This is a genomic window from Rhodococcus sp. ARC_M12 (assembly GCF_022810385.1).
Classification (GTDB): Bacteria; Actinomycetota; Actinomycetes; order Mycobacteriales; family Mycobacteriaceae; genus Rhodococcoides; species Rhodococcoides navarretei.
Genome location: NZ_JALGQI010000001.1, coordinates 235941 through 256877, shown reverse-complemented (window position 1 = coordinate 256877; position 20937 = coordinate 235941). Strand labels below are relative to the sequence as shown.

The 20937-nt window shown below is 65.7% G+C and carries 17 protein-coding genes; 8 read left to right on the top strand and 9 right to left on the bottom strand.

Features of this window, described 5'->3' with window-relative positions:
• Positions 1-157: 157 nt before the first annotated feature.
• Both MTX35_RS01150 and MTX35_RS01145 read left to right on the top strand, forming a co-directional pair.
• A complete protein-coding gene (locus tag MTX35_RS01150) occupies positions 158-913 on the top strand; it encodes a sigma-70 family RNA polymerase sigma factor (protein ID WP_243593197.1) in 756 nt (251 codons plus the stop codon).
• A complete protein-coding gene (locus MTX35_RS01145; RefSeq protein WP_243593196.1) occupies positions 910-1668 on the top strand; it encodes an anti-sigma factor in 759 nt (252 codons plus the stop codon). Before MTX35_RS01150 ends, MTX35_RS01145 begins: the two co-directional genes overlap by 4 nt.
• 38 nt (positions 1669-1706) lie before the next feature.
• Here MTX35_RS01145 and glsA read toward each other — a convergent pair whose 3' ends face one another.
• Positions 1707-3533: a glutaminase A gene (glsA, locus tag MTX35_RS01140; protein WP_243593195.1), complete on the bottom strand. Its 1827-nt coding sequence runs from the start codon at positions 3531-3533 to the stop codon at positions 1707-1709.
• A 178-nt stretch (positions 3534-3711) separates the two neighbouring features.
• Here glsA and dxs point away from each other — a divergent pair, with 178 nt between their 5' ends.
• Complete coding sequence (gene dxs / locus MTX35_RS01135) at positions 3712-5592, top strand: 1-deoxy-D-xylulose-5-phosphate synthase (protein ID WP_243593194.1); 1881 nt, start codon at positions 3712-3714, stop codon at positions 5590-5592.
• On the opposite strand, the gene MTX35_RS01130 is transcribed toward dxs, so the two are convergent.
• From MTX35_RS01130 to MTX35_RS01100, 7 genes are all read right to left on the bottom strand, one after another.
• Positions 5579-6937 (bottom strand): MFS transporter, encoded by a 1359-nt coding sequence (locus MTX35_RS01130; RefSeq protein WP_243593193.1) that lies wholly within the window; start codon positions 6935-6937, stop codon positions 5579-5581. The two genes, dxs and MTX35_RS01130, sit on opposite strands and share 14 nt — an antisense overlap.
• 155 nt (positions 6938-7092) lie before the next feature.
• Entirely contained in the window at positions 7093-7839 is a 747-nt protein-coding gene (locus MTX35_RS01125; RefSeq protein WP_243593192.1) for an SDR family oxidoreductase, read from the bottom strand.
• 94 nt (positions 7840-7933) lie between these two features.
• Positions 7934-8788, bottom strand: a complete 855-nt coding sequence (sigJ, locus tag MTX35_RS01120) for an RNA polymerase sigma factor SigJ (RefSeq protein WP_243593191.1) — start codon at positions 8786-8788, stop codon at positions 7934-7936.
• A gap of 97 nt (positions 8789-8885) precedes the next feature.
• On the bottom strand, positions 8886-10991 hold the full coding sequence (locus MTX35_RS01115; RefSeq protein WP_243593190.1) for a 3-hydroxyacyl-CoA dehydrogenase NAD-binding domain-containing protein: 2106 nt from the start codon (positions 10989-10991) through the stop codon (positions 8886-8888).
• Positions 10988-12214, bottom strand: coding sequence for an acetyl-CoA C-acyltransferase (locus MTX35_RS01110; RefSeq protein WP_243593189.1), 1227 nt, complete (start codon positions 12212-12214; stop codon positions 10988-10990). Before MTX35_RS01110 ends, MTX35_RS01115 begins: the two co-directional genes overlap by 4 nt.
• A gap of 71 nt (positions 12215-12285) precedes the next feature.
• Positions 12286-13566 carry a ribonuclease D gene (locus MTX35_RS01105; protein WP_243593188.1) on the bottom strand — a complete coding sequence of 427 codons (1281 nt, stop codon included), beginning with the start codon at positions 13564-13566 and terminating at the stop codon, positions 12286-12288.
• A gap of 40 nt (positions 13567-13606) precedes the next feature.
• Positions 13607-14206, bottom strand: a complete 600-nt coding sequence (locus MTX35_RS01100) for a DUF3000 domain-containing protein (RefSeq protein WP_243593603.1) — start codon at positions 14204-14206, stop codon at positions 13607-13609.
• 125 nt (positions 14207-14331) lie between these two features.
• Here MTX35_RS01100 and hemE point away from each other — a divergent pair, with 125 nt between their 5' ends.
• The 5 genes from hemE to MTX35_RS01075 are packed head-to-tail and all read left to right on the top strand — an operon-like array spanning position 14332 to position 20476.
• Positions 14332-15405: a uroporphyrinogen decarboxylase gene (gene hemE / locus MTX35_RS01095; protein WP_243593187.1), complete on the top strand. Its 1074-nt coding sequence runs from the start codon at positions 14332-14334 to the stop codon at positions 15403-15405.
• Positions 15402-16757 (top strand): protoporphyrinogen oxidase, encoded by a 1356-nt coding sequence (locus tag MTX35_RS01090; RefSeq protein ID WP_243593186.1) that lies wholly within the window; start codon positions 15402-15404, stop codon positions 16755-16757. Before hemE ends, MTX35_RS01090 begins: the two co-directional genes overlap by 4 nt.
• A 4-nt stretch (positions 16758-16761) precedes the next feature.
• Positions 16762-17457 carry a hydrogen peroxide-dependent heme synthase gene (gene hemQ, locus MTX35_RS01085; RefSeq protein WP_243593185.1) on the top strand — a complete coding sequence of 232 codons (696 nt, stop codon included), beginning with the start codon at positions 16762-16764 and terminating at the stop codon, positions 17455-17457.
• Positions 17454-18158: an HAD family hydrolase gene (locus MTX35_RS01080; protein WP_243593184.1), complete on the top strand. Its 705-nt coding sequence runs from the start codon at positions 17454-17456 to the stop codon at positions 18156-18158. Before hemQ ends, MTX35_RS01080 begins: the two co-directional genes overlap by 4 nt.
• On the top strand, positions 18155-20476 hold the full coding sequence (locus MTX35_RS01075) for a molybdopterin-dependent oxidoreductase (protein WP_243593183.1): 2322 nt from the start codon (positions 18155-18157) through the stop codon (positions 20474-20476). Before MTX35_RS01080 ends, MTX35_RS01075 begins: the two co-directional genes overlap by 4 nt.
• Here MTX35_RS01075 and MTX35_RS01070 read toward each other — a convergent pair.
• Entirely contained in the window at positions 20454-20912 is a 459-nt protein-coding gene (locus MTX35_RS01070) for a MaoC family dehydratase (RefSeq protein WP_183130156.1), read from the bottom strand. The two genes, MTX35_RS01075 and MTX35_RS01070, sit on opposite strands and share 23 nt — an antisense overlap.
• Between the last annotated feature and the right edge of the window lie 25 nt (positions 20913-20937).

Sequence of the window (20937 nt, the reverse complement as noted above, 5' to 3'; positions counted from 1 at the left end):
GGTCGCCCGATTCACCACGATTGTCCGATTGTCCACCAAGGATGAAACGCGGTCCACATCTCCGCAAACGAATTTTCGTCCCGAACCATCCTCCGATCGGTTTGTTCCGAATATGTACTGCGGCGGGAAAACGCGGAGGTTTCGATATGAGAGCGCTATGACCACTAGTGTCGTGATCGATGAACTCGATCATGAACCCGTCTGTTGGGACGACCTTCCGATGAGCGCGCCGTTGCCCGATGCGTCCGGATCGCCGGATGCACGCGGTGAGCGAACGACATCCTCTGCCGTCGAGAACTTCGAGGCCGAGGATGCGGTATGTGCCGTTCCCAGTCCACAGCTCAAGAACTTGCGTGCCGAGGAAGCGGATCGTCTGCGTCGGTTGATGGCGTCGGTCGCACAGGGCGATCGGACGGCGTTCGCCGAACTGTACGACGCGACGTCCTCGCGGGTGTACGGCATGGTGCTGCGGGTGCTTCGCGACCCGGGGTACAGCGAGGAGACCGCGCAGGAGGTGTTCCTCCAGATCTGGCGTGCGGCACCGAATTACGACCCGAATCAGGGCAGTCCCTTGGCCTGGATCATGACGCTGGCGCACCGCCGGGCCGTCGATCGCGTTCGGAGTGAACAGTCGGGCACCGACCGCGAAGCAGCGTACGGCGCGGTCAGTCACACACCGGAACACGACGAAGTGCTCGAAACGGTGACTCAGCGGCTCGAATCGGAGGCCGTGGTTGCCTGTCTCGACACCTTGACCGATACGCAGAGCGAGTCGGTCCGAATGGCTTACTACAGCGGTTACACCTATCGCGAAGTTGCGGAGCGGCTCGGGGTCGCGGTTCCCACCATCAAATCGCGCATACGAGACGGATTGATCAAATTGAAGACATGTCTGGGGGTGATCCCGCAATGAGTGAATCGTCACGACAACGGCTGCTCGACGACGCGGAGATCTATGCCCTCCACGCGACCACCGATTCCGAGCGACGCGACATCGAGGCCGAGCGACTGCGCGTCGACGACACCGCGCGCGTTCAGTTCGATGTCCTGGTGGGCGAGATCCACGAGACGCTGGCCTTGGCGGCCGCGGCCGACGCCACTCCTGCACCGGAGCGAGTACGGCAACTGGTGCTCGATCAGGTCGCCGTCAGCGATCAGGAGCCCACGGTCCACAAGCTGCCACCGAACGTCACTCCGCTGCACCGACACCGGCGCGAGCGCTCGAAGACCTGGCGCTACTCGATGGTCTCGGCTGCGGCCGCGGTGGTCGTCGCAGTGGGCGGCGTCGTGGTCGTCACCCAAACGATGGGTACGGACCCCCAGCCGTCGCAGGCCGAGCAGATCGTGGCCGCCCCGGATGCGCGCGAAACCACAGCCGAGTTCCCTGGCGGTGGTTCGGCGACGGTGTCGTACTCACTCGCTCGGAACGCGGTCGTGGTGTCTCTGGACGGAGTTCCACAGCCGCCACCGGGACGCGTCTATCAGATGTGGTTCGTGGACGGCTCGCCCCGCTCGGCAGGGGTGGTGACGGATGACCAACTCGCATCGGAGTCCGGCACCGTGGTCGACGGACTCGGAGCATCGACCAACTTCGCCTTCTCGCTCGAACCCGAGGGCGGCTCGCCGCAGCCGACCGAAGTGCTCACGATGCTCACCCTCGGTGCCTGACGTTCGTCGGAACATCGAGATCGGACGGTTCGACATCATCAGATGCCGATGTCGAACCGCCCGAGCGTTCTGATCACCGCTGCCATCTGGCCGTACGCTCCGGTGGCGAGATTTTCCAGCAGCGCCAGCTTGATCTCCGGTGCGTCGCGCGTGAGCGCCTGGAAGTGCGCCGTCGACACCACCACGAGATCGACCGGTGTGTCGGCGACCATGTCGAGCAGAAACGGCACCGACGTCAGCAGGGGCATCTCACCGAAGCTCATGCCGGGGGAGAGAGTCGTGATGCGGTGCTTGCCACCGTCGGCGGAGACCGCCGTCGACGTCACCTCGCCGCGCAGCATCAGGAACAGGCCCGCCGCCGGATCGCCGTGGCGAACGATCACGTCTCCACGCGCGTAGTGCCGTTTCTCCAGATACGGAGTCACCGCCTCGAACTGGGCGGCGGACAGCCCGGCCAGCAACGGATGCTCGGCAGTGGTGACGACGGTGGGCTGTCGTACACCCACGCAATGACGATCCAGAAGCAGGTTCTCGGCCCACTGGATCGCCGCACCCAGGCTCGAATACGTTCGGCCTGCGGGATCGGCCGGGTCGAGACTCGACGTCGTATGACCCATGATCGCTCTGGGATCCACCAGACCCACCACACAGCCGTGTTCGGCGAGATCTCGACGTAGGTCCTCGAACATGGTGCGAGCGATGTCACTGACTTCGTCCACCCCCCGAACATCGATGACGAGGGCATCCAGTTCCCGGTCGAGGTCGCCGATCTCACGGACGGCCGTCTCGGCACCGGAGAACAGCAGATCACCGTGCAGCTCGTACACTCGGGCGCGATCTCCCACGGCGGCCAAGGCGGCTTGTTCCACATCGGAGCGCCGTTTACGCGAGGGTGCCTCGGTGACCACGTATCGACGCCGGATCGAGGACTTGGCCGCTCGGGTGACGTGCAGGAAGTGCAGTTCGAGACGGTTCGAGAGCTCTCGGCACGCGGCGACCCCGCGCACGCTGTTGCCGTGGGAATCGAGTCGCGGTGAATAGACGGCAATGCCCATCTGCCCCGGGAGTACTGCCAGGATTCCCCCTCCGACTCCGCTCTTGGCCGGCAGACCCACCCGCGCGACCCAGTCGCCCGCGCCGTCGTACATCCCACACGTCGTCATGACCGACAGCACTCGTTCGACCAGCGCGGGTGCCAGTGCGCGCTCTCGCGTGCGCGGATTGACACCGTTGTTGGCCATGGTCGCCGCCATCATGGCGAGGTCCGCAGCGGTGACGTCGATCGAACACTGGCGAAAGTACAGATCGACTGCGGCGTCGGGATCGTGGTCGATGATGTCGAACGAACGGAGCATGTAGCCGATGGCGCGGTTGCGATTGCCGGTGCGGGCCTCCGACCGGTAGACGGACTCGTTGAACGTCAGAGACCTCCCCGCATAGCGAGAGTACGAGGCTCGAATGCGCTCGAACCGGTCCTCGGCGCTGCGCCCGGAGATCAGTGACGCCGACGTGATGGCGCCGGCATTGATCATCGGGTTGCGCGGTCGCTCGGTGACGGGGTCGAGACTGATCTCGTTGAACGGCTCACCGGACGGTTCGACGTCGATCTTGCTCGCAACGATGTCCAGGCCGCGATCGGCCAGGGCCAATGCATAGGTGAACGGCTTGGAGATCGATTGGATAGTGAAGGGGAGTCGAGTGTCACCGACTTCGTAGAGGTAACCGTCCGTGGTCGTCAGCGCGATACCGAACCCGTCCGGCGTGACGGCGGCGAGCTCGGGAATGTAGTCCGCCACGTGCCCGGACGTGTCGTCGCGGCACAGCTCGTGAACTCGGCGCAGGATGGCATCGACGACGTTGCTCATAGGCCACACTGTAAGTGTGATGTCCGATTCGACACTGCGGAGGTTAGGGGCGGCTGATCCAGGGCACCTGGATGCTCGACGGTACTGTCGGCGTGACGATGCTGGGCGGAGCGGCGAGGAACGCCGACTCCGTAGACTGAAGTCTCTATTCTGTTTCCGGCCGGAGGGAGCGATCTCGTTGGGTGTCCTAGCGCGAATTCAGACGCCCGAGGACTTGCGCGACCTCGGCAGTGCGGAGCTGGCCGAGTTGGCCCGCGAGATCCGCGCGTTTCTGGTCGAGAAGGTGTCCGCCACCGGCGGCCACCTCGGACCCAATCTCGGCGTGGTGGAACTGACTCTGGCGATCCACCGAATCTTCGATTCGCCGCGTGACCCCGTCATCTTCGACACCGGCCACCAGGCGTACGTGCACAAGATGCTGACCGGGCGCACCGGTCTGTTCGACACGCTCCGTAAGCAGGGTGGACTGTCGGGCTATCCGTCACGGGTCGAGAGCGAACACGACTGGGTGGAGTCCTCGCACGCGTCGGCGTCGCTCTCCTATGCCGACGGCATGGCCAAGGCGTTCGCACTCAAGGGTGAGACCGACCGCCACGTCGTCGCCGTGGTCGGAGACGGTGCACTCACCGGCGGGATGTGCTGGGAGGCATTGAACAACATTGCCGCCGGTCGGGACCGATCTCTGGTGATCGTCGTCAACGACAACGGTCGCTCGTACGCTCCGACCATCGGTGGTTTGGCCGATCATCTGGCGGCCCTGCGGCTGCAGCCGGGGTACGAGAAGGTGCTGGACAACGGTCGCCGAATCGTGCGTCGCATTCCCGTCGTCGGTCCTACGGCGTACGCGATGCTGCACGGAATGAAGGCCGGGGTAAAGGACGCCATCAGCCCGCAGGTGATGTTCACCGATCTGGGAATCAAGTACCTGGGTCCGGTGGACGGGCACGATCAGCATGCGATGGAATCGGCTCTGCGCCGAGCCAAGGCGTACGGCGGTCCGGTCATCGTCCACGCGGTGACGCGCAAAGGAATGGGTTACGTTCACGCCGAGAACGACGTCGCCGATCAGATGCACGCCACCGGTGTCATCGATCCGTTGACAGGGCTGGCGCGATCGAAGTCGGTACCGGACTGGACCTCGGTGTTCTCGGCGGCGCTGATAGAGCAGGGCGAACAGAACGACGACGTCGTGGCGATCACCGCAGCGATGGCTGCGCCCACAGGTCTCGCCGCGTTCGGGGTTCGGTTCCCCGACCGACTGTTCGACGTCGGTATCGCCGAGCAACACGCGATGACGTCGGCCGCCGGCCTTGCGCTGGGCGGCATGCACCCGGTGGTCGCGATCTACTCCACCTTTCTCAATCGCGCGTTCGACCAGTTACTGATGGACGTGGCGCTGCTCGGACTACCGGTCACCGTGGTGCTGGACCGCGCCGGTGTCACCGGTGCCGACGGTGCCAGTCACAACGGCATGTGGGACATGTCTCTCCTCGGCATCATTCCCGGCATGAAGGTAGCGGCACCGCGAGACGCGGAAACGCTGAAGGAAGAACTGGCCGAGGCGATCGCGACGTCCGACGGACCCACTGCGCTGCGCTTCCCCAAGGGCGCAGTGACCGAGGCGGTGCCGGCTGTGCGCAGGCTGGACGGAATCGTCGATGTGTTGGCCGAGCCGGCCGATGCGACGGGCGACGTGTTGATCGTTGCGGTCGGTGTGTTCGGTTCGCTCGCCCTCGACGCTGCGCAGAAGCTTCGGCACGACGGCATCTCGGTTGCCGTCGTGGATCCCCGGTGGGTGCTTCCGATTCCGCAGTCGTTGCTCAAGTTGGCCGAGGACTATCGAATGGTGGTGACCATCGAGGACAGCGGTGTGCACGGCGGAATCGGATCGACGTTGTCGGCCGCGCTGCGCGGTGCAGGCGTCGACACTCCGTGCCGGGATCTCGGTGTGCCGCAACGATTCCTGGACCACGCATCGCGCGAACAGCTACACCACGAACTCGGTCTCACCTGCGAGGACGTCGTGCAGCGGGTCTCGCACTGGGTCAAGAGCCTCTGAGGCTCTCCTCCCGCCGGACGTCCACGCCGTAGAACGCGCGGCGTCCGGCCACCGCGCCCGCGACTGCCATCGGAGCCGTCATCACGAGAAGGAAGAGTACCGACGGCTCCCACCGTTGCGTGGCCGAATGCACCGCGCCGCACACCAACGGGCCGCAGGCTGCCAGTAGGTAGCCGACCGTCTGAGCCATCGAACTCAGCGATGCAGCATCACGTGCCGTCGCGGCCCGCAGGTTCATCAGTGTCATCGCCAGGGACAACTGCCCACCCTGACCGAGTCCGAGCAACACAGCCCACAACAGCGCCCAGGAATCTGCAGAGGACAACACCCCCACCAAGCCCCCACCAGTGGGCAGCACCACCGCAACGGCCAGAACGCTCTGTCTCGGCAACCTGGTGGCCAGGCTCGGCACCGTCAGCGCCGTCACGACACTGCTGAGCGACAGGGCCGTCAACAGCAGCCCCGCCGCGGCGGCGTCCACTCCACGATCCTGGTAGATCGTGGGCAGCCAGGCGATCATCGAATACGCCATGAGGGACTGCACACCCATGAACGCCGTCACCGCCCACGCGACGGGGGAGCGCAGGACGCCCGAACCGCCGCGCGACCCCACGGCACCGGGCACAGCGGCCGACCCCGCCCTCGCGAACATCCGGGACAACCGCGCCATACACAACGCCGCAATCAACACCGGGACCGCCCACAGCCCGAGCACCCACCGCCAACCACCGTCGAGCGCCTCCGTCAACGGAACCGAGAGCCCCGAAGCAACACCGGCACTGGCACTGATCACAGCCGTCAACACACCGGTCAACAACCCGAGCCGCCGAGCCGACACCGCCGGACTCACGGGTCGATCCTGCAGGCTCCACTGCTGCCCACCCGGTCGTTCCTGCAGGCTCCACTCCTGCCCACCCGGTCGTTCCTGCAGGCTCCACTCCTGCTTGTCGGGTCGTTCCTGCAGGCTCCACTCCTGCACGATCACGCGAACCAGAACCGGACCCAACACATTCGCCACCGCAATACCTGCAGCCGCCACGAGGGTTCCAGCCACCAGCACCGGCCAGGACGGCACCGCGCGCACCGCGGTGCCGACAGCGATGAGAATCAAGCATCCGACGAGCACGTGCGTCACCCGCGCACGACGCAACAGACAACCTGCAGCGGCCGCGCACACACCGAGACAGATCACCGGTCCCGTCGTCAACAGCGCCATCGAGACGGAGTCGGCAGAATAGAACTCTGCGATATCGGAGGTGAGAGCCGAGGTACTGCCGAACAACAGACGCAGTCCGAGACCGAACAGCACGACGGTGACGACAGCGAACACGATGCGTGAATTCATGGCCTGCTTTCGGCGGCAGAACGACGGATAGTTTCCTTTCCTCACAATGCACCACCGGTCAGGTGAGATGCCTCTCGACCCACCCCGCCGAACTCGACGTCATGGACGAGAAATCGCCGGATGTCGTCCACAGCTTCGAGTTCGGCGGTGGGCGATCATCGCGACTGTGCGGCCGCCCAGTCCTCGAACGTCTGGGTACCGTGATCGGCACCGGCGGAAGTAACCAGTGTTCCGTCGCGCATCGCGCGCCCGTAGGCACCCGGAACGGGCACTTCGAGCACGAGTGTCCGCTTACCGATCGCCCGGGCATGGCCCCGCACCATCTGTGCCATGCGCTCCCGACGCGGACCGCCCAGATCGGCGACGCGGCCGGAAGGCGGCCGCTCGGCCAGGTCGATCAGACGCTCGGCAACCTCGCGGGCGGCGATCGGTTGCGAGATCATCTTCGGGATGATGCTCACCGGACCGAACGAGGCGCGTGCGCGGATCTGGGCGGCGAATTCGTGGAACTGGGTGGCCCGCAGGATCGTCCACGGCACGGTTCCCGAGCGAACGATTCTCTCCTGCTCGACCTTTCCGGCGTAGTACGACTGTGGGGCCTGGTCGATCCCCACGATGGACAGGGCCAGATGATGACCGACACCCTTCTCGCTCTCGCCCGCGAGTAGATGTCGGGTGACGGCGGAAAAGAATGCCGTGGACTCCTTCGCCGACACTGTCTGCGTCGACGCGACATCGACGACAGCGTCGACCCCGGACAACGCGTCGGACAGACCTGTGCCGGTGACGAGATCCACACCGGCCGATCGCGACAGCACGACCACCTCGTGTCCGCGTTCACGTGCAACCTCGACGACATGTGCTCCGACGGTTCCGGTTCCACCGGCTACGGCTAGCTTCATCGCGTATCCACCTGATTCTCGAGAGATGATGCGGACCGCGCTGCGCGGCCCTCCACTCTCTGACGACGCAGCCGTGACGAATGTATGGCGGGTGTCAGACCCAGTGCCGGAGTTTGTCCGGATTGAGCACGATCCACACGCTGGAGACCATGCCGTCGACGGTGTCGAACCCGATGACGCCGAACACCGCACCAGCGCGTCGGATCACGATCCCCGACAGGCCGTTGACGGATTCGATCGACCACTCGAGATCGGTGGACTTGGCTGTGATGCCGCGGACGAAGCGAGCGACTCGATCGGATCCGAGGACGGCATTACGGGCCGCGGATACGTGGCCACCACCGTCGCTGATCAAGGTGACGTCGGGCGCGAGCACCGAGACGAGGGATGCGAGGTCCCCGCCTGCGGACGCCGATGCGAACGCCCGCACGACGCGATCGTGCTCGCGGGGATCGGCGACGAAGTGATGACGGGAATGCACGTGAGTTCGTGCGGCAGAAGCGAGTTGGCGGCAGGCGGCCGGGGATCGATCGAGAACGGTCGCGATCTCGTCGAACGGCACGGCGAACGCGTCGTGCAGGACGAAAGCGACGCGTTGCGCCGGACCGAGCGATTCGAGTACGACGAGCAGGGCCAGCGATACCGATTCCTGCTGCGCAACTCGGTCGGCGGGGTCGGTGGCACCCTCGGTGGCGATGGTCTCGACGGGCTCAGGTAGCCACTGACCGAAGTAGTTCTCGCGGCGAACACGAGCCGATCCGAGCATGTCGAGGCAGATCCGGCCCACCACTCGGGTGAGCCATGCAGCAGGGACGTCGATGGCGTCGCGTTCGGCGTCGGTGAGTCGGTACCACCGAACGAGAGCCTCGGATGCGGCGTCCTCGGCGTCGCTGTACGACCCCAACATTCGGTAGCCGATGCCGATCAGCCGACTGCGTTCGTTGTTCATCGGATCGCACCATAGCGTGACCGAACAATGCCGAGTTCGAGGTTATGGACGAAAATCCGGAGAAATCCGTCCATAACCTCGAACTCGGCGGGGAAAGCTAGACGCTGGCTACACCGGGGGCGAGGAAGCGCTGACCGGTTGCGGCCTCGGATGCACCGCTGCGGTCCAGGTACGGAGTGATGCCGCCGTTCCAGAATCCGAAGCCTCCGCCGAGGAGCAGGCAGAGGTCGATATCCTCGGCTGCTGCCACGACACCCTCGTCGAGCATGATCCGGATCTCGTCGGCGAATGCGTTGCGGGTGCGGTCGAGCACCTGCTCGGCAGTGGACGGCGAATCTCCCTGTGGCCACAGGGCAGCCACCTCGGGATCGACGACCTGGCCCTCGGGTCCGTAGGTCCACACACCCGGCTTCTTCGCCTCGACGAGAGCGCGGAAGCCTGCCGAGTCCTTGAACCGATCCGGATAGGCCTCGGCGAGGGTTTCGGCCGTATGCAGGGCGACGGCCGGTCCGACGAGTGCCAGCAGGGTCAACGGGCTCATCGGCATGCCGAGTTCGCCCACTGCGCCGTCGGCGACATCGAACGGGGTGCCCTCGTCGATCGCGCTGATGATCTCGTTCGACGCGCGCGTGACCAGACGGTTGAAGACGAATCCGGGGAGATCCGCCGACAACACGGCCGACTTCTTGAGGGTCTTGGCCGTCGCGAATGCCGTTGCGAGGGTGGCATCGTCGGTCTTCTCACCCTTGACGACCTCGAGCAGCGGCAGGACCGCGACGGGGTTGAAGAAGTGGAAACCGACGACCCGCTCGGGGTGCTTCAGGTCCGCCGCCATCTTGGTGATCGACAGCGAAGACGTGTTGGTCGCAAGGATCGTTTCGGCAGAGACGAATTCCTCGACCTCGGCGAACACCTTCTTCTTGACGTCGAGGTTCTCGAACACGGCCTCGATGACGAAGTCGGTCTTGGCGAAGGCGGACTTGTCGATCGAGCCGGACACCAACGCCTTCAACCGATTTGCGGCATCGGGGGACAGGCGTTTCTTGCCGAGCAGCTTGTCGATCTCCCCGTGGACGTAGCCGACGCCCTTGTCGATGCGCTCCTGATCGATGTCGGTGAGGATCACCGGCACCTTCAGCTGCCGCACGAACAGCAGCGCGAGCTGGCTGGCCATCAGGCCGGCACCGACGATGCCGACGCCGGAGATCTTGCGCGCCAACGATTTGTCGGGTGCACCGGCAGGCCGCTTCGCGCGCTTCTGAACCAGATCGAAGGCGTACAGCCCGGCGCGGAGCTCGTCCTTGACCAGCAACGTGGACAGGGCCTCGTCCTCGGCCGCGAAAGCCTTGTCGAGCGAGGCAGAGTCGGTGATGTCGGTGCTCTTGGCGAGCTCGAGCAGCTCCACCGCGGCGACGGGGCCGGGGGCGAAGTTGTTCGTCTTGCCCGCGACGATGCCCTTGGCGCGGGCAATGGCGTCGTCCCAGGCCTGCCCGCGGTCGATCTCGGGACGAGCAGGGGTGATCTCGCCCTTGATCACCTGAGCGGCCCATGCGAGAGACTGCTCGAGGAAGTCGGCTCCGCCGAAGAGGGCGTCGGCGATGCCGAGGTCCAGTGCCTGCTGCGGCTTGAGGACGCGGTTCTGGTTCAGTGCGTTCTCGATGACGACAGTGACGGCGTTCGAGGCTCCGATGATGTTGGGCAGCAACTGAGTTCCGCCCCATCCCGGTACCAGGCCGAGGAAGGCCTCGGGTAGGCCGAGGGCGGCAGCGTTCTCCGCGACGGTGCGGTAGTGCGAGTGCAGTCCCACTTCGAGGCCACCGCCGAGTGCGGCACCGTTGATGAAGGCGAACGTCGGAATCGTCGACTCGCGAAGGCGACGGAACACCTTGTGGCCGAGCTGTCCGATCTGCAGCGCCTCGTCCTTGGTCTTGATGTTCGGCACACCGTTGAGGTCGGCACCGACGGCGAAGATGAACGGCTTACCGGTGACGGCGATGGCCACCGGGTTCGCTGCGAATGCCTCGTCGAGTGCGGCGTCGAACTTGGCCAGTCCGCCGGGACCGAAGGTCGACGGCTTGGTGTGATCGAAGCCGTTGTCCAGGGTCACCAGCGCGATGGAGCCGTCGAGCCCCGGTACGGACACGATCTTGGTGAACGCGTTCGTGACTACTTCGTCCTCGAACGCGGTGGTGATGTCGCTCATTTGGCTGTTCCCGAATAGTCAGCGTGGTTGGGGTTCTCCCAGATGACGGTGCCGCCCATACCGAGACCGATGCACATGGTCGTCAGGCCGTAGCGGACGTCGGGCTGCTGAGCGAACTGGCGACTCAGCTGCGTCATCAGACGAACGCCGGAGGACGCGAGGGGGTGGCCACACGCGATGGCCCCGCCCCACTGGTTGACGCGGGGGTCGTCGTCGGCGATGCCGTAGTGCTCGAGAAACGCGAGCACCTGGATGGCGAAGGCCTCGTTGATTTCGAACAAGCCGATGTCGTCGATGCTCAATCCTGTTCGGCCGAGCAGCTTTTCGGTCGCGGGAACCGGTCCGATGCCCATGACGGCCGGGTCGACGCCTGCGAAGCTGAAGCCGACCATCCGCATGCCGATGTTCAGTCCCAGTTCGTGCGCGGTGTCCTCACCGGCCAGGATGGCGGCGGTGGCACCATCGTTGAGTCCCGCGGCGTTGCCTGCGGTGACGCGACCTGCGGGCCGGAACGGTGTCTTGAGCTTGGCGAGATCGTCGACGGTGGTGCCGGGGCGAGGCGGCTCGTCCTCGGTGGCCAGGCCCCACCCGGCGGCGGACTTGGTGGCGACGGGCACGAGGGTGTCGGCGATGAAGCCGGCCTTCTTGGCGGCGTCGTACTTGTTCTGGCTCGCGACGGCGTAGGCGTCGGTGCGGTCCTTGGTGATGCTCGGGAACCGGTCGTGCAGGTTCTCGGCGGTGTTACCCATCACCAGCGCGCTGGGATCGACGAGTTTGTCGGCGAGGAAGCGCGGGTTGGGGTCGACGCCTTCACCCATCGGGTGGCGGCCCATGTGTTCGACGCCACCGGCGATGACGACGTCGTACTGGCCGAAGCCGATGCCCGATCCGGTGGTGGTCACCGAGGTCATCGCGCCTGCGCACATGCGGTCGATCGCGAAGCCGGGGACGCTGCGGGGGAGTCCGGCCAGCAACGCGGACGTACGGCCGATCGTCAGGCCCTGGTCACCGGTCTGCGTTGTCGCGGCGATCGCGACCTCGTCGATGCGCTCGGGAGGGAGGTTGGGGTTCTTGCGAAGAAGTTCGCGGATCGCCTTGACGACGAGGTCGTCGGCGCGAGTGTCGGCGTACATGCCCTTGGGGCCTGCTTTGCCGAACGGTGTACGGATGCCGTCGACGAAGACAACATTCCTTTGTGAGCTGGTGGACGCGGGTACAGACACGCTTTTCGATCCTCCCGACAGATGCGGACGACTCGCCCGGGTGCCCGGACGCGCCCCTACTGTAGCCGGTATTACCCGCCGGTAACTTGAGAAGGGTGCAGTGCTTCGGTCAGTACCGGCACCACCACCGTGCGCTGCCAGGGCCGAGCACCTCCCTCGACCAGTCGAGCGTCGATCAGCTCGGCCGGGTCGACGGCGGGGTCGGCCGGTGTTCGCCAATCCCACACCAGTCGACGCAACAGATCGGGCATCAGCAGATTCTCGACCGGAACCGACACCGATTCGCTGAGCTCCGTCATCGCCGCTCGGACGTCGGCGAGTCGGGCAGCCGCGTCGGGATCGCGGCGGGCCCATCGATTGACCGGAGGTGGACCGTCGAAAGAGGCTGCCATCGAAGGCAACTCGGAGGTCGGCAGTGCCCGCGCGCGAGTCAGCGCCGTGGCCCACAATCGGGACGATCTGCGCTGACGGGGACCGCCGAAGACCGGAAGTTGCTCGAGCTCTCGCGAGGTTTTCGGGTCCGCTGTTGCCGCCGCCACGATGGCCGAGTCGGGCAACACTCGGCTCGGCGCCACATCACGCTTGGCCGCCAATTCGTCTCGCGTGGTCCACAGTTCGCGAACGGCAGCGAGGGTGCGGGGAGACTTGATCGCATGGATCCCCGATGTCCGACGCCATCTGTCGGTCTTGGGTTTGGGCGGCCCGAGAGTGAGGATGTGGGCGAATTCCTGTGCTGCCCAGTCGGTCTTGTCCTGCCGGTCGAGCTCCTCGGCCATCGCGTCGCGCAATTCGAGAAGAACCTCGACGTCGAGAGCCGCGTAGTTGAGCCAGGTATCGGGCAGGGGTCGGGTGGACCAGTCGGCGGCCCCGTGGCCCTTCTGCAGGGCCAGTCCGAGGGTGCGTTCGACGATGGCACCGAGTCCGACTCGATCGAATCCGGCGAGGCGTCCTGCCAGTTCGGTGTCGTAGAGCGTGGCGGGTACCAGGCCGAGTTCGGCGAGTCCCGGCAGGTCCTGATCGGCGGAGTGCAGTACCCATTCGAGCGGGTTGATCACCTCGGCGAGCGGAGCGAGGTCGCCGGAGACCGGGATCGGATCGAGCAGAACGGTGCCTGCGCCGCGGCGGCGAAATTGCAGAAGGTAGGCGCGCTGCGAGTAGCGGAAGCCGGAGGCGCGTTCGGCGTCGACGGCAAGAGGGCCGTGACCCGCTGCGAGCAGGGCGGCAGCCGCGCGCACGGCGTCCGGCGTGTCGACCACGTCGGGTACGCCGTCAGCCGGGGCCAGTAGCGGAACGGCGACAGGCACGTTCGCCTCGTCGTCCGGCGTGGTCTCGGGAGAACTCTCGGCTGACATGAGAAGTGACTCTAGGCCCTGCGGGTGGGAGGGCCGCCCACTATGTCCGGCTGGAACTGCGCTGGCCGAGGGTGGTGATGCCTGCGGGCGGTAATCCGGCCGCGTAGGCGAGCACCTCGCAGAACGCCTCGACGTGCGTCGAGAGGTCCTCGGACGTCGCCGTCCACGAAGCGCGAAGTTCGAGCTGATGAGCCTTGGGTGGCCCGGCAATGTCGCCGTAGCGCACCGAGCTGGTGGAGGTGACCGTGCCACCCAGGGCGTTCAGGGGCTCCGACCGTGACTCGAGTGCGTCGACCAACCAGCTCCAGCCGACCTCGGGGAGCAGAGGATCGTCGGCGAGGGATTCGTCCACGTCCGCCTGGATGTAGGCGACCAGCCGAAGGGTGCCGTTCCAGGCTTCTGCGCCGTCGGGGTCGTACAGAAGGATGAGACGACCGAATGCGTCGCCGTCGCTCTGTTCCTCGACCTGCTCGGACTCGGCGTGTTTGACCTCGGCCCCGATTGCGTAACTGTAGGGAGCGAGGCGTTGCGGCGGCCTGATCGGACCGATTTCGATCGCCGGGTGTACCTGAGCCCGATGCATCGCGTCGATGGCGGCGCGGAAAGGCGCAGGTTCGGCGGTTGATCGGGGTTCGGTCACGTCATCGGACGTTAGACGCGTCACGTTGCCGTGCGACGGAGGCGCGCCGAGTCGTGATCGAACTGCGGCGGGTGTGTCGCCCTTGGTGGCGGTTGTACTTCTCACACGTGGCAGCATGGACGTCGATGAACGCCGAACCGCACGCCGCCGCCCCCGCCCGCCGAGAACTCCCGGACGCGCCGTTCCTCGCCGCGATCGCAGGTCGAGCTCCCTCGCGTCGGCCGGTGTGGTTCATGCGGCAGGCCGGTAGGTCACTGCCCGAGTACCGCAAGATTCGTGCAGGCATCGGCATGTTGGATTCGTGCTTCCGTCCTGACCTCGTGGCCGAGATCACCCTGCAACCCGTCCGTCGGCACGACGTCGACGCGGCAATCCTGTTCTCGGACATCGTCGTCCCGCTCAAGGCCGCCGGCATAGACCTCGACATCGTCGCCGGTACCGGACCGGTCGTCGCGCAGCCTGTACGGTCGGCTGCCGACGTCGCCGCGTTGCCGATTCTGACCCCCGACCAGGTGGAGCCGGTAGCCGATGCGGTGCGGATCCTCACCCGAGAACTCGGTGATACGCCGCTCATCGGCTTCGCGGGCGCGCCCTTCACGCTCGCGTCGTATCTGGTCGAGGGCGGTCCGAGTCGAAATCACGAGAAGACCAAAGCGCTGATGCGGTCCGATCCGGCGACGTGGCACGCGCTGCTCGACGCACTGGCCACCACCACGATCACGTTCCTGCAGGCTCAGCTCGCCGCAGGCGTCGACGCAGTGCAGGTGTTCGACTCCTGGGCGGGTGCGCTGTCCCTCGCCGACTATCGCGAGTACGTGCTGCCGCACTCGACGCGAGTGTTCGACGCCGTGTCCTCGGCCGGTGTACCCAAGATCCACTTCGGCGTCGGAACAGGAGAACTGCTCGGGGCGATGGGTGAGGCCGGGGCCGACGTCGTCGGCGTCGACTGGCGGATCCCACTCGACGACGCCGTGCACCGCGTCGGCAGCGGCAAAGCCCTCCAGGGCAATCTCGATCCAGCGGTGCTGTTCGCCGGCTGGGATGCCGTGGAGACGGAAGTCCGACGCATCGCCGCCGAGGGAGACCGCGCGGTGGCGGCCGGAGCGCGCGGACATGTGTTCAACCTCGGACACGGAGTGCTGCCCGATACCGATCCCGAGATTCTGACGCGCGTGGTGTCGCTGGTGCATTCGTTGTGACCGTCCGGCGGTACGCCGTGATCGGCGGCGGAATTTCCGGCCTCGTCGCGGCGTATCGCCTTCGGCAGTCCTGCGGGCCGGATGCCGAGATCACTCTCGTCGAGAGCTCGTCCCGCATCGGCGGCACGCTGCGCACCACCACAGTCGGCACGGACTCGCTCGACGTCGGTGCGGAAGCCTTCATCGGCCGACGGCCGGAGGTGCCGGCACTGCTCGTCGAGTTGGGCCTGTCGGATCAACTGGTGTACCCGGCGCCGGTGCGTCCGCTCGTTTTCTCCGGCGGTCGAACACACGCACTTCCGCTCGGCACCCTGATGGGTATCCCGTCCTCTGCCGACTCGGTACGGGATCTGGTGGACCCCCAAGACCTGCACCTCATCGAGACCGAGACCGCGCGGCCCTTCGCATGGACCGCGGGTTCGGACGTGAGTGTGGCCGATCTCGTAGGCACCAGATTCGGCTCTCAGGTGGTCAGCCGTTCGGTCGATCCACTGCTAGGCGGTGTGTACTCCGGTTCGTCGAGCTCGATCGGCGTCCGCGCGGCACTGCCCACGTTGGCTGCCGCGTTGGACGGCGGCGCGGCGAACCTGACCGAGGCAGTGCTGACGGCATTGCCCACCCCGTCGCCCGGACCGGTGTTCGGCGGCCTGCGCGACGGTTATGCGGTACTGCTCGACGCCCTCGTCGCCGCGACCGATGCCAGAACGGTCGTCGGAGCACACGTGGGTCGAATAGGCCGCGAGTCCGACGGGTGGTTCGTCGATGGCGTCGGACTCGTCGACGGAGTGGTGCTGGCGGTCCCGGCGCCGATTCTCGGTCGGCTGATCGCGGAGGTGGCACCCGCGGCGTCGCAGGCCGCGCGTGATATCGAACTTGCATCGTCGGTCGTCGTCGCGCTCGCTTTCCCCAAGACGACGGAGCTGCCGCAGAACTCGGGAATCCTGGTGGCCACGGACGCAGGCCTGAACGTCAAGGCCTTCACCCTGTCGAGCCGCAAATGGCCGCACCTCGGGGAGCGTGAAGCGGTACTGCTGCGGGCCTCGCTCGGCCGCTTCGGCGACTCCACGGCCTCGGACCGATCCGACGAGGACACGATCGCGATCGCGCTCGCGGACCTCGAGACGGTGTCGAGCGTCGATGTACGCCCGCTGGCGGCAACCGTGCAGCGATGGCCGGGAGGCCTGCCGCAGTACGCGCCGGGGCACCTCGATCGCGTTGCTGCCATCGAGGCCGGAGTTGCCGACCTACCCGGCCTCGAGGTCACGGGAGCCTGGCAGCGCGGCGTCGGGGTGCCCGCGTGTATTGCGTCCGCCACCACCGCTGCCGCCCGTGTGATCGAAGTGGCACGATAGGGCCATGGCACGCCTCGATTACTCAGCGCTCAACTCGACTCTCCGCTATCTGATGTTCTCGGTCTACAAGGTCACGCCCGGGGTTCTGGGCGAGGATCGGGCCGAGGCCGCCAAGGAGGCGAAAGTCTTCTTCGAAAGTCGGGAAGACAAGGGTGTAGCGGTGCGCGGGGTCTACGACATCGCCGGTATGCGTGCCGACGCCGACTTCATGGTGTGGACGCACGCCGAACGCATCGAGGACCTCCAGGCGACATACTCCGACTTCCGGCGCACCACCGCACTGGGCAAGGCGAGCACTCCGGTCTGGAGCAACACCGCCCTCCATCGCCCGGCCGAGTTCAACAAGAGCCACGTCCCGGCCTTCATCGCGGGTGAGGATCCGGGCGCGTACATCTGTGTCTACCCGTTCGTCCGGTCGATCGACTGGTACCTGCTGCCCGACGACGAGCGTCGGACGATGCTCGCCGACCACGGTATGGCTGCCCGGGGCTACAAGGACGTACGCGCGAACACCGTGCCGTCTTTCGCGCTCGGCGACTACGAATGGATCCTGGCCTTCGAGGCCCCGGAACTCGATCGCATCGTGGACCTGATGCGTGACCTGCGGGCCACCGAGGCAAGGCGACACGTGCGCGAGGAGACCCCGTTCTTCACCGGCCCTCGGGTCGAGGTGGACGCGCTCGTCGAATCCCTGCCGTGACGACGACGGGCACCCCCACCATCGACGCCGTCCTGTTCGATTTCTCGGGCACGCTGTTCCGGCTGGAGGAGCACCCGACCTGGTTCGACGGCATCCACGATGCAGACGGCACTCCGGTCGACGGAGCAGGAGCCGCGGAACTGATGCGGCGCATGACGGCACCGGTGGGGGAGACGGTCGAGTTCGACGACGCGACGCGTCATGCCTGGCGACACCGAGACCTCGACCCAGCCCTGCACCGACAGGCGTATCTGCACGTGCTCGCGCAATCCGGGGTCACCGATCCGCAGCAGGCCGAGTCGGTGTACGGACGCGTGATCGACGCAGACTCGTGGACGCCGTATCCGGACACCGAGGCGGTGCTGAAAAGGCTTGCGCGCGAATCGGTTCGGGTGGGGGTGCTGAGCAATATCGCATTCGACATCCGTCCTGCCTTCGTCGATCGCGATCTCGATCGGTACGTGGATCACTTCGTGCTGTCGTTCGAGGTCGGGCACGTCAAGCCGCAGCCGGAGATCTTTCGGCACGCGGTCCAGGCCCTTGGCGTCGATCCCGCACGCACGCTGATGGTGGGCGACAGCGCCGAGGCCGACGGTGCCGCGCGGGACATCGGGTGCCACTTCGCGCTCGTCGATCCGGTGCCGACGTCGGAACGCCCTGACGCTCTGCTGAAGGCGCTGCGCGAGTTCGGAATTCGATGACCCGAGTAGCCGGTGCCCAGCACATGGGCCACTGGGGCATGTTCCGTGCCGAGTCGGACGGCCGCGATGTCACTGCGGTCCATCCCGAAGTGACCGACAGTAATCCCTCCCCGGTGTTGGGCAACCTCGTCGGGTCGGTGACCCATCGATCCCGCGTCACCGCACCGTCGGTGCGCAGGGGCTGGCTCGAGCACGGGCCGGGTCCGACCGACAAGCGTGGCGGCGACGAGTTCGTCGAGATCTCGTGGGGCGAGCTGACGGACCTACTGTCGAACGAATTACGCAGAGTAGTAGACACATTCGGTAACAACGCCATCTACGGCGGGTCGTACGGGTGGGCGAGCGCCGGACGCTTCCATCACGCGCAGAGTCAGGTGCATCGCTTTCTGAACTGCATCGGCGGTTACACACGATCGGTGCACAGCTACTCACTGGGTGCGACCGGTGTCATCATGCCGCACGTCCTCGGTGCGCACTGGAAGATGTTCTCGCGCTCCACGTCCTGGAACGTGATTGCCGCACACACCGAATTGCTGGTGGCGTTCGGCGGAGTCCCGGTGAAGAACACCGGTATCAATCACGGTGGCACCTCGGATCATCCGACGGTCGACTCGCTCGACGCGATGCGCGCCCGGGGTGGGCAGATCGTCACCGTGAGTCCGCTACGTAACGACATGAGTGGCGACGCTCGATGGATCGCCCCGCGGCCCGGCACCGACGTAGCGATGATGCTGGCGCTCGCATTCGTGCTCGCCGACGAAAAGCTGCACGACACAGCGTTTCTGGAGAAGTACTGCGAAGGCTATCCGGAGTTCGAGCGGTACCTGCTCGGCATCACGGACGGCACACCCAAGACCCCGCAGTGGGCGTCGACGATCTGCGGCATCGAGGCCGCGGAGATCGCGGATCTCGCGCGGGAGATGGCGTCGAAACGCACGATGGTGACGGTCACGTGGTCACTGCAACGGACGCAGCACGGCGAGCAGGCCCCGTGGATGGGCATCACGCTGGCATCGATGTTGGGTCGGATCGGCGTGCCCGGTGGGGGATTCGGACACGGCTACGGCTCGATGAACGAGCCCGGTCTGGCCCCGGTGCCGTATCCCTTACCGACCCTGCCACAGGGAATCAATCCGGTGCCCGATTTGATTCCGGTGGCCGCGGTCTCGGACATGTTGCTCGATCCCGGTGGTGAATTCGATTACAACGGTGAGCGATTGACGTATCCGGACATCAAGGTCGTCTACTGGGCCGGCGGCAATCCGTTCCACCATCACCAGGATCTCGGACGGCTGCGTCGCGCTCTCGGTAGACCCGACACCGTCGTCGTACACGATCCCTACTGGACACCGATGGCCAAGCACGCCGACATCGTCGTACCGTCGACCACGTCGTTGGAACGGTCGGACTTGAGCTGCACGCGCAACGATCCGTTGCTCGTCGCGATGGAACCGGCCGTGGCCCGCTTCGCAGATTCGCGAGACGACTACGACACCTTCGCCGAGCTGGCGGCGAAACTCGGTGTGGGTGAGCAGTTCACCGAGGGACGTAGCTCTCGGCAATGGCTGGAGCATCTGTACGGGCAGTGGCGCGGATATCTACGCGCAGGCGGCGTCGATACGCCGGAGTACGAAAATTTCCGGCGCGAGGGGTCGTTTCGGATGCAGACCGAGGACGATCTGACGTTCCTCCAAGATTTCCGATCCGACCCGGTGGGGAACGCCCTGCGCACCCCGAGCGGCAAGATCGAGATCTTCTCGGCAACGGTTGCGAGCTTCGACTACGACGATTGCCGTGGGCATCCGATGTGGTTCGAGCCGCAGGAATGGCTCGGCGGACCACGCGCCCAACAGTTTCCGTTGCACCTGATCGCCAATCAGCCGCGCACCAGGCTGCACAGTCAGCTCGATCACGGTGCGGTGAGCCGCAACTCGAAGATTCAGGGCCGCGAGCCCGTACGCATGCACCCGTCTGCGGCCGCGGCCAGGGGAGTATCGGACGGGGACGTCGTGCTGGTGTTCAACGACCGCGGTTCGTGCCTGGCCGGTGTGATCGTCGACGACGCGATGCTGGATTCGGTCGTTCAGCTGTCCACCGGGGCCTGGTACGACCCTGAAGATCCGGCCGATCCCGATTCGATGTGTAAGCACGGCAGCGTGAATGTGCTCACCGCAGACGACGGTGCGTCGTCGCTCTCGCGCGGATGCACAGGACAGCACGTACTGGTGGAGATCGAACGCTACGACGAAGCACTGCCGCCGATCACCGCGTTCGATCCACCTGTTCGATCCGGGGTCAGAACACGACCCGAGAGATGATCTCGGCGACGAGCGCGGGCTTGTCCTCGCCCTCGATCTGCAACGTTCCCGCCGTCACCAGCTGTAGTGCTCCACCGGATACTTCCTCGGCGGAGACGAGGGTGGTCTGCAGGCGAACGTGGGCGCCGACCTTCACCGGGTTGATGAAGCGAACCTTGTTGGAGCCGTAGTTGATTCCCAGCTTGGTGTTCTCGATGGTGTAGATCTGCCAGTTGAGCATCGACACAAGTGACAGGCTCAGGAATCCGTGTGCGATCGGTGCGCCGAACGGGCTTTCCTTCTTCGCCCGTTCGACGTCCACGTGGATCCACTGATGATCGCCGGTGGCGTCGGCGAAAGTGTTCACCCGTTCCTGGGTGATCTGCAGCCAATCGCTGGTACCGAGGTCTTCGCCGACGGCGGCCTTGATCTGCTCTGGTGAGGTGAAAGTGCGCATGCTCACAGTATGGCTCGAGCAGAGC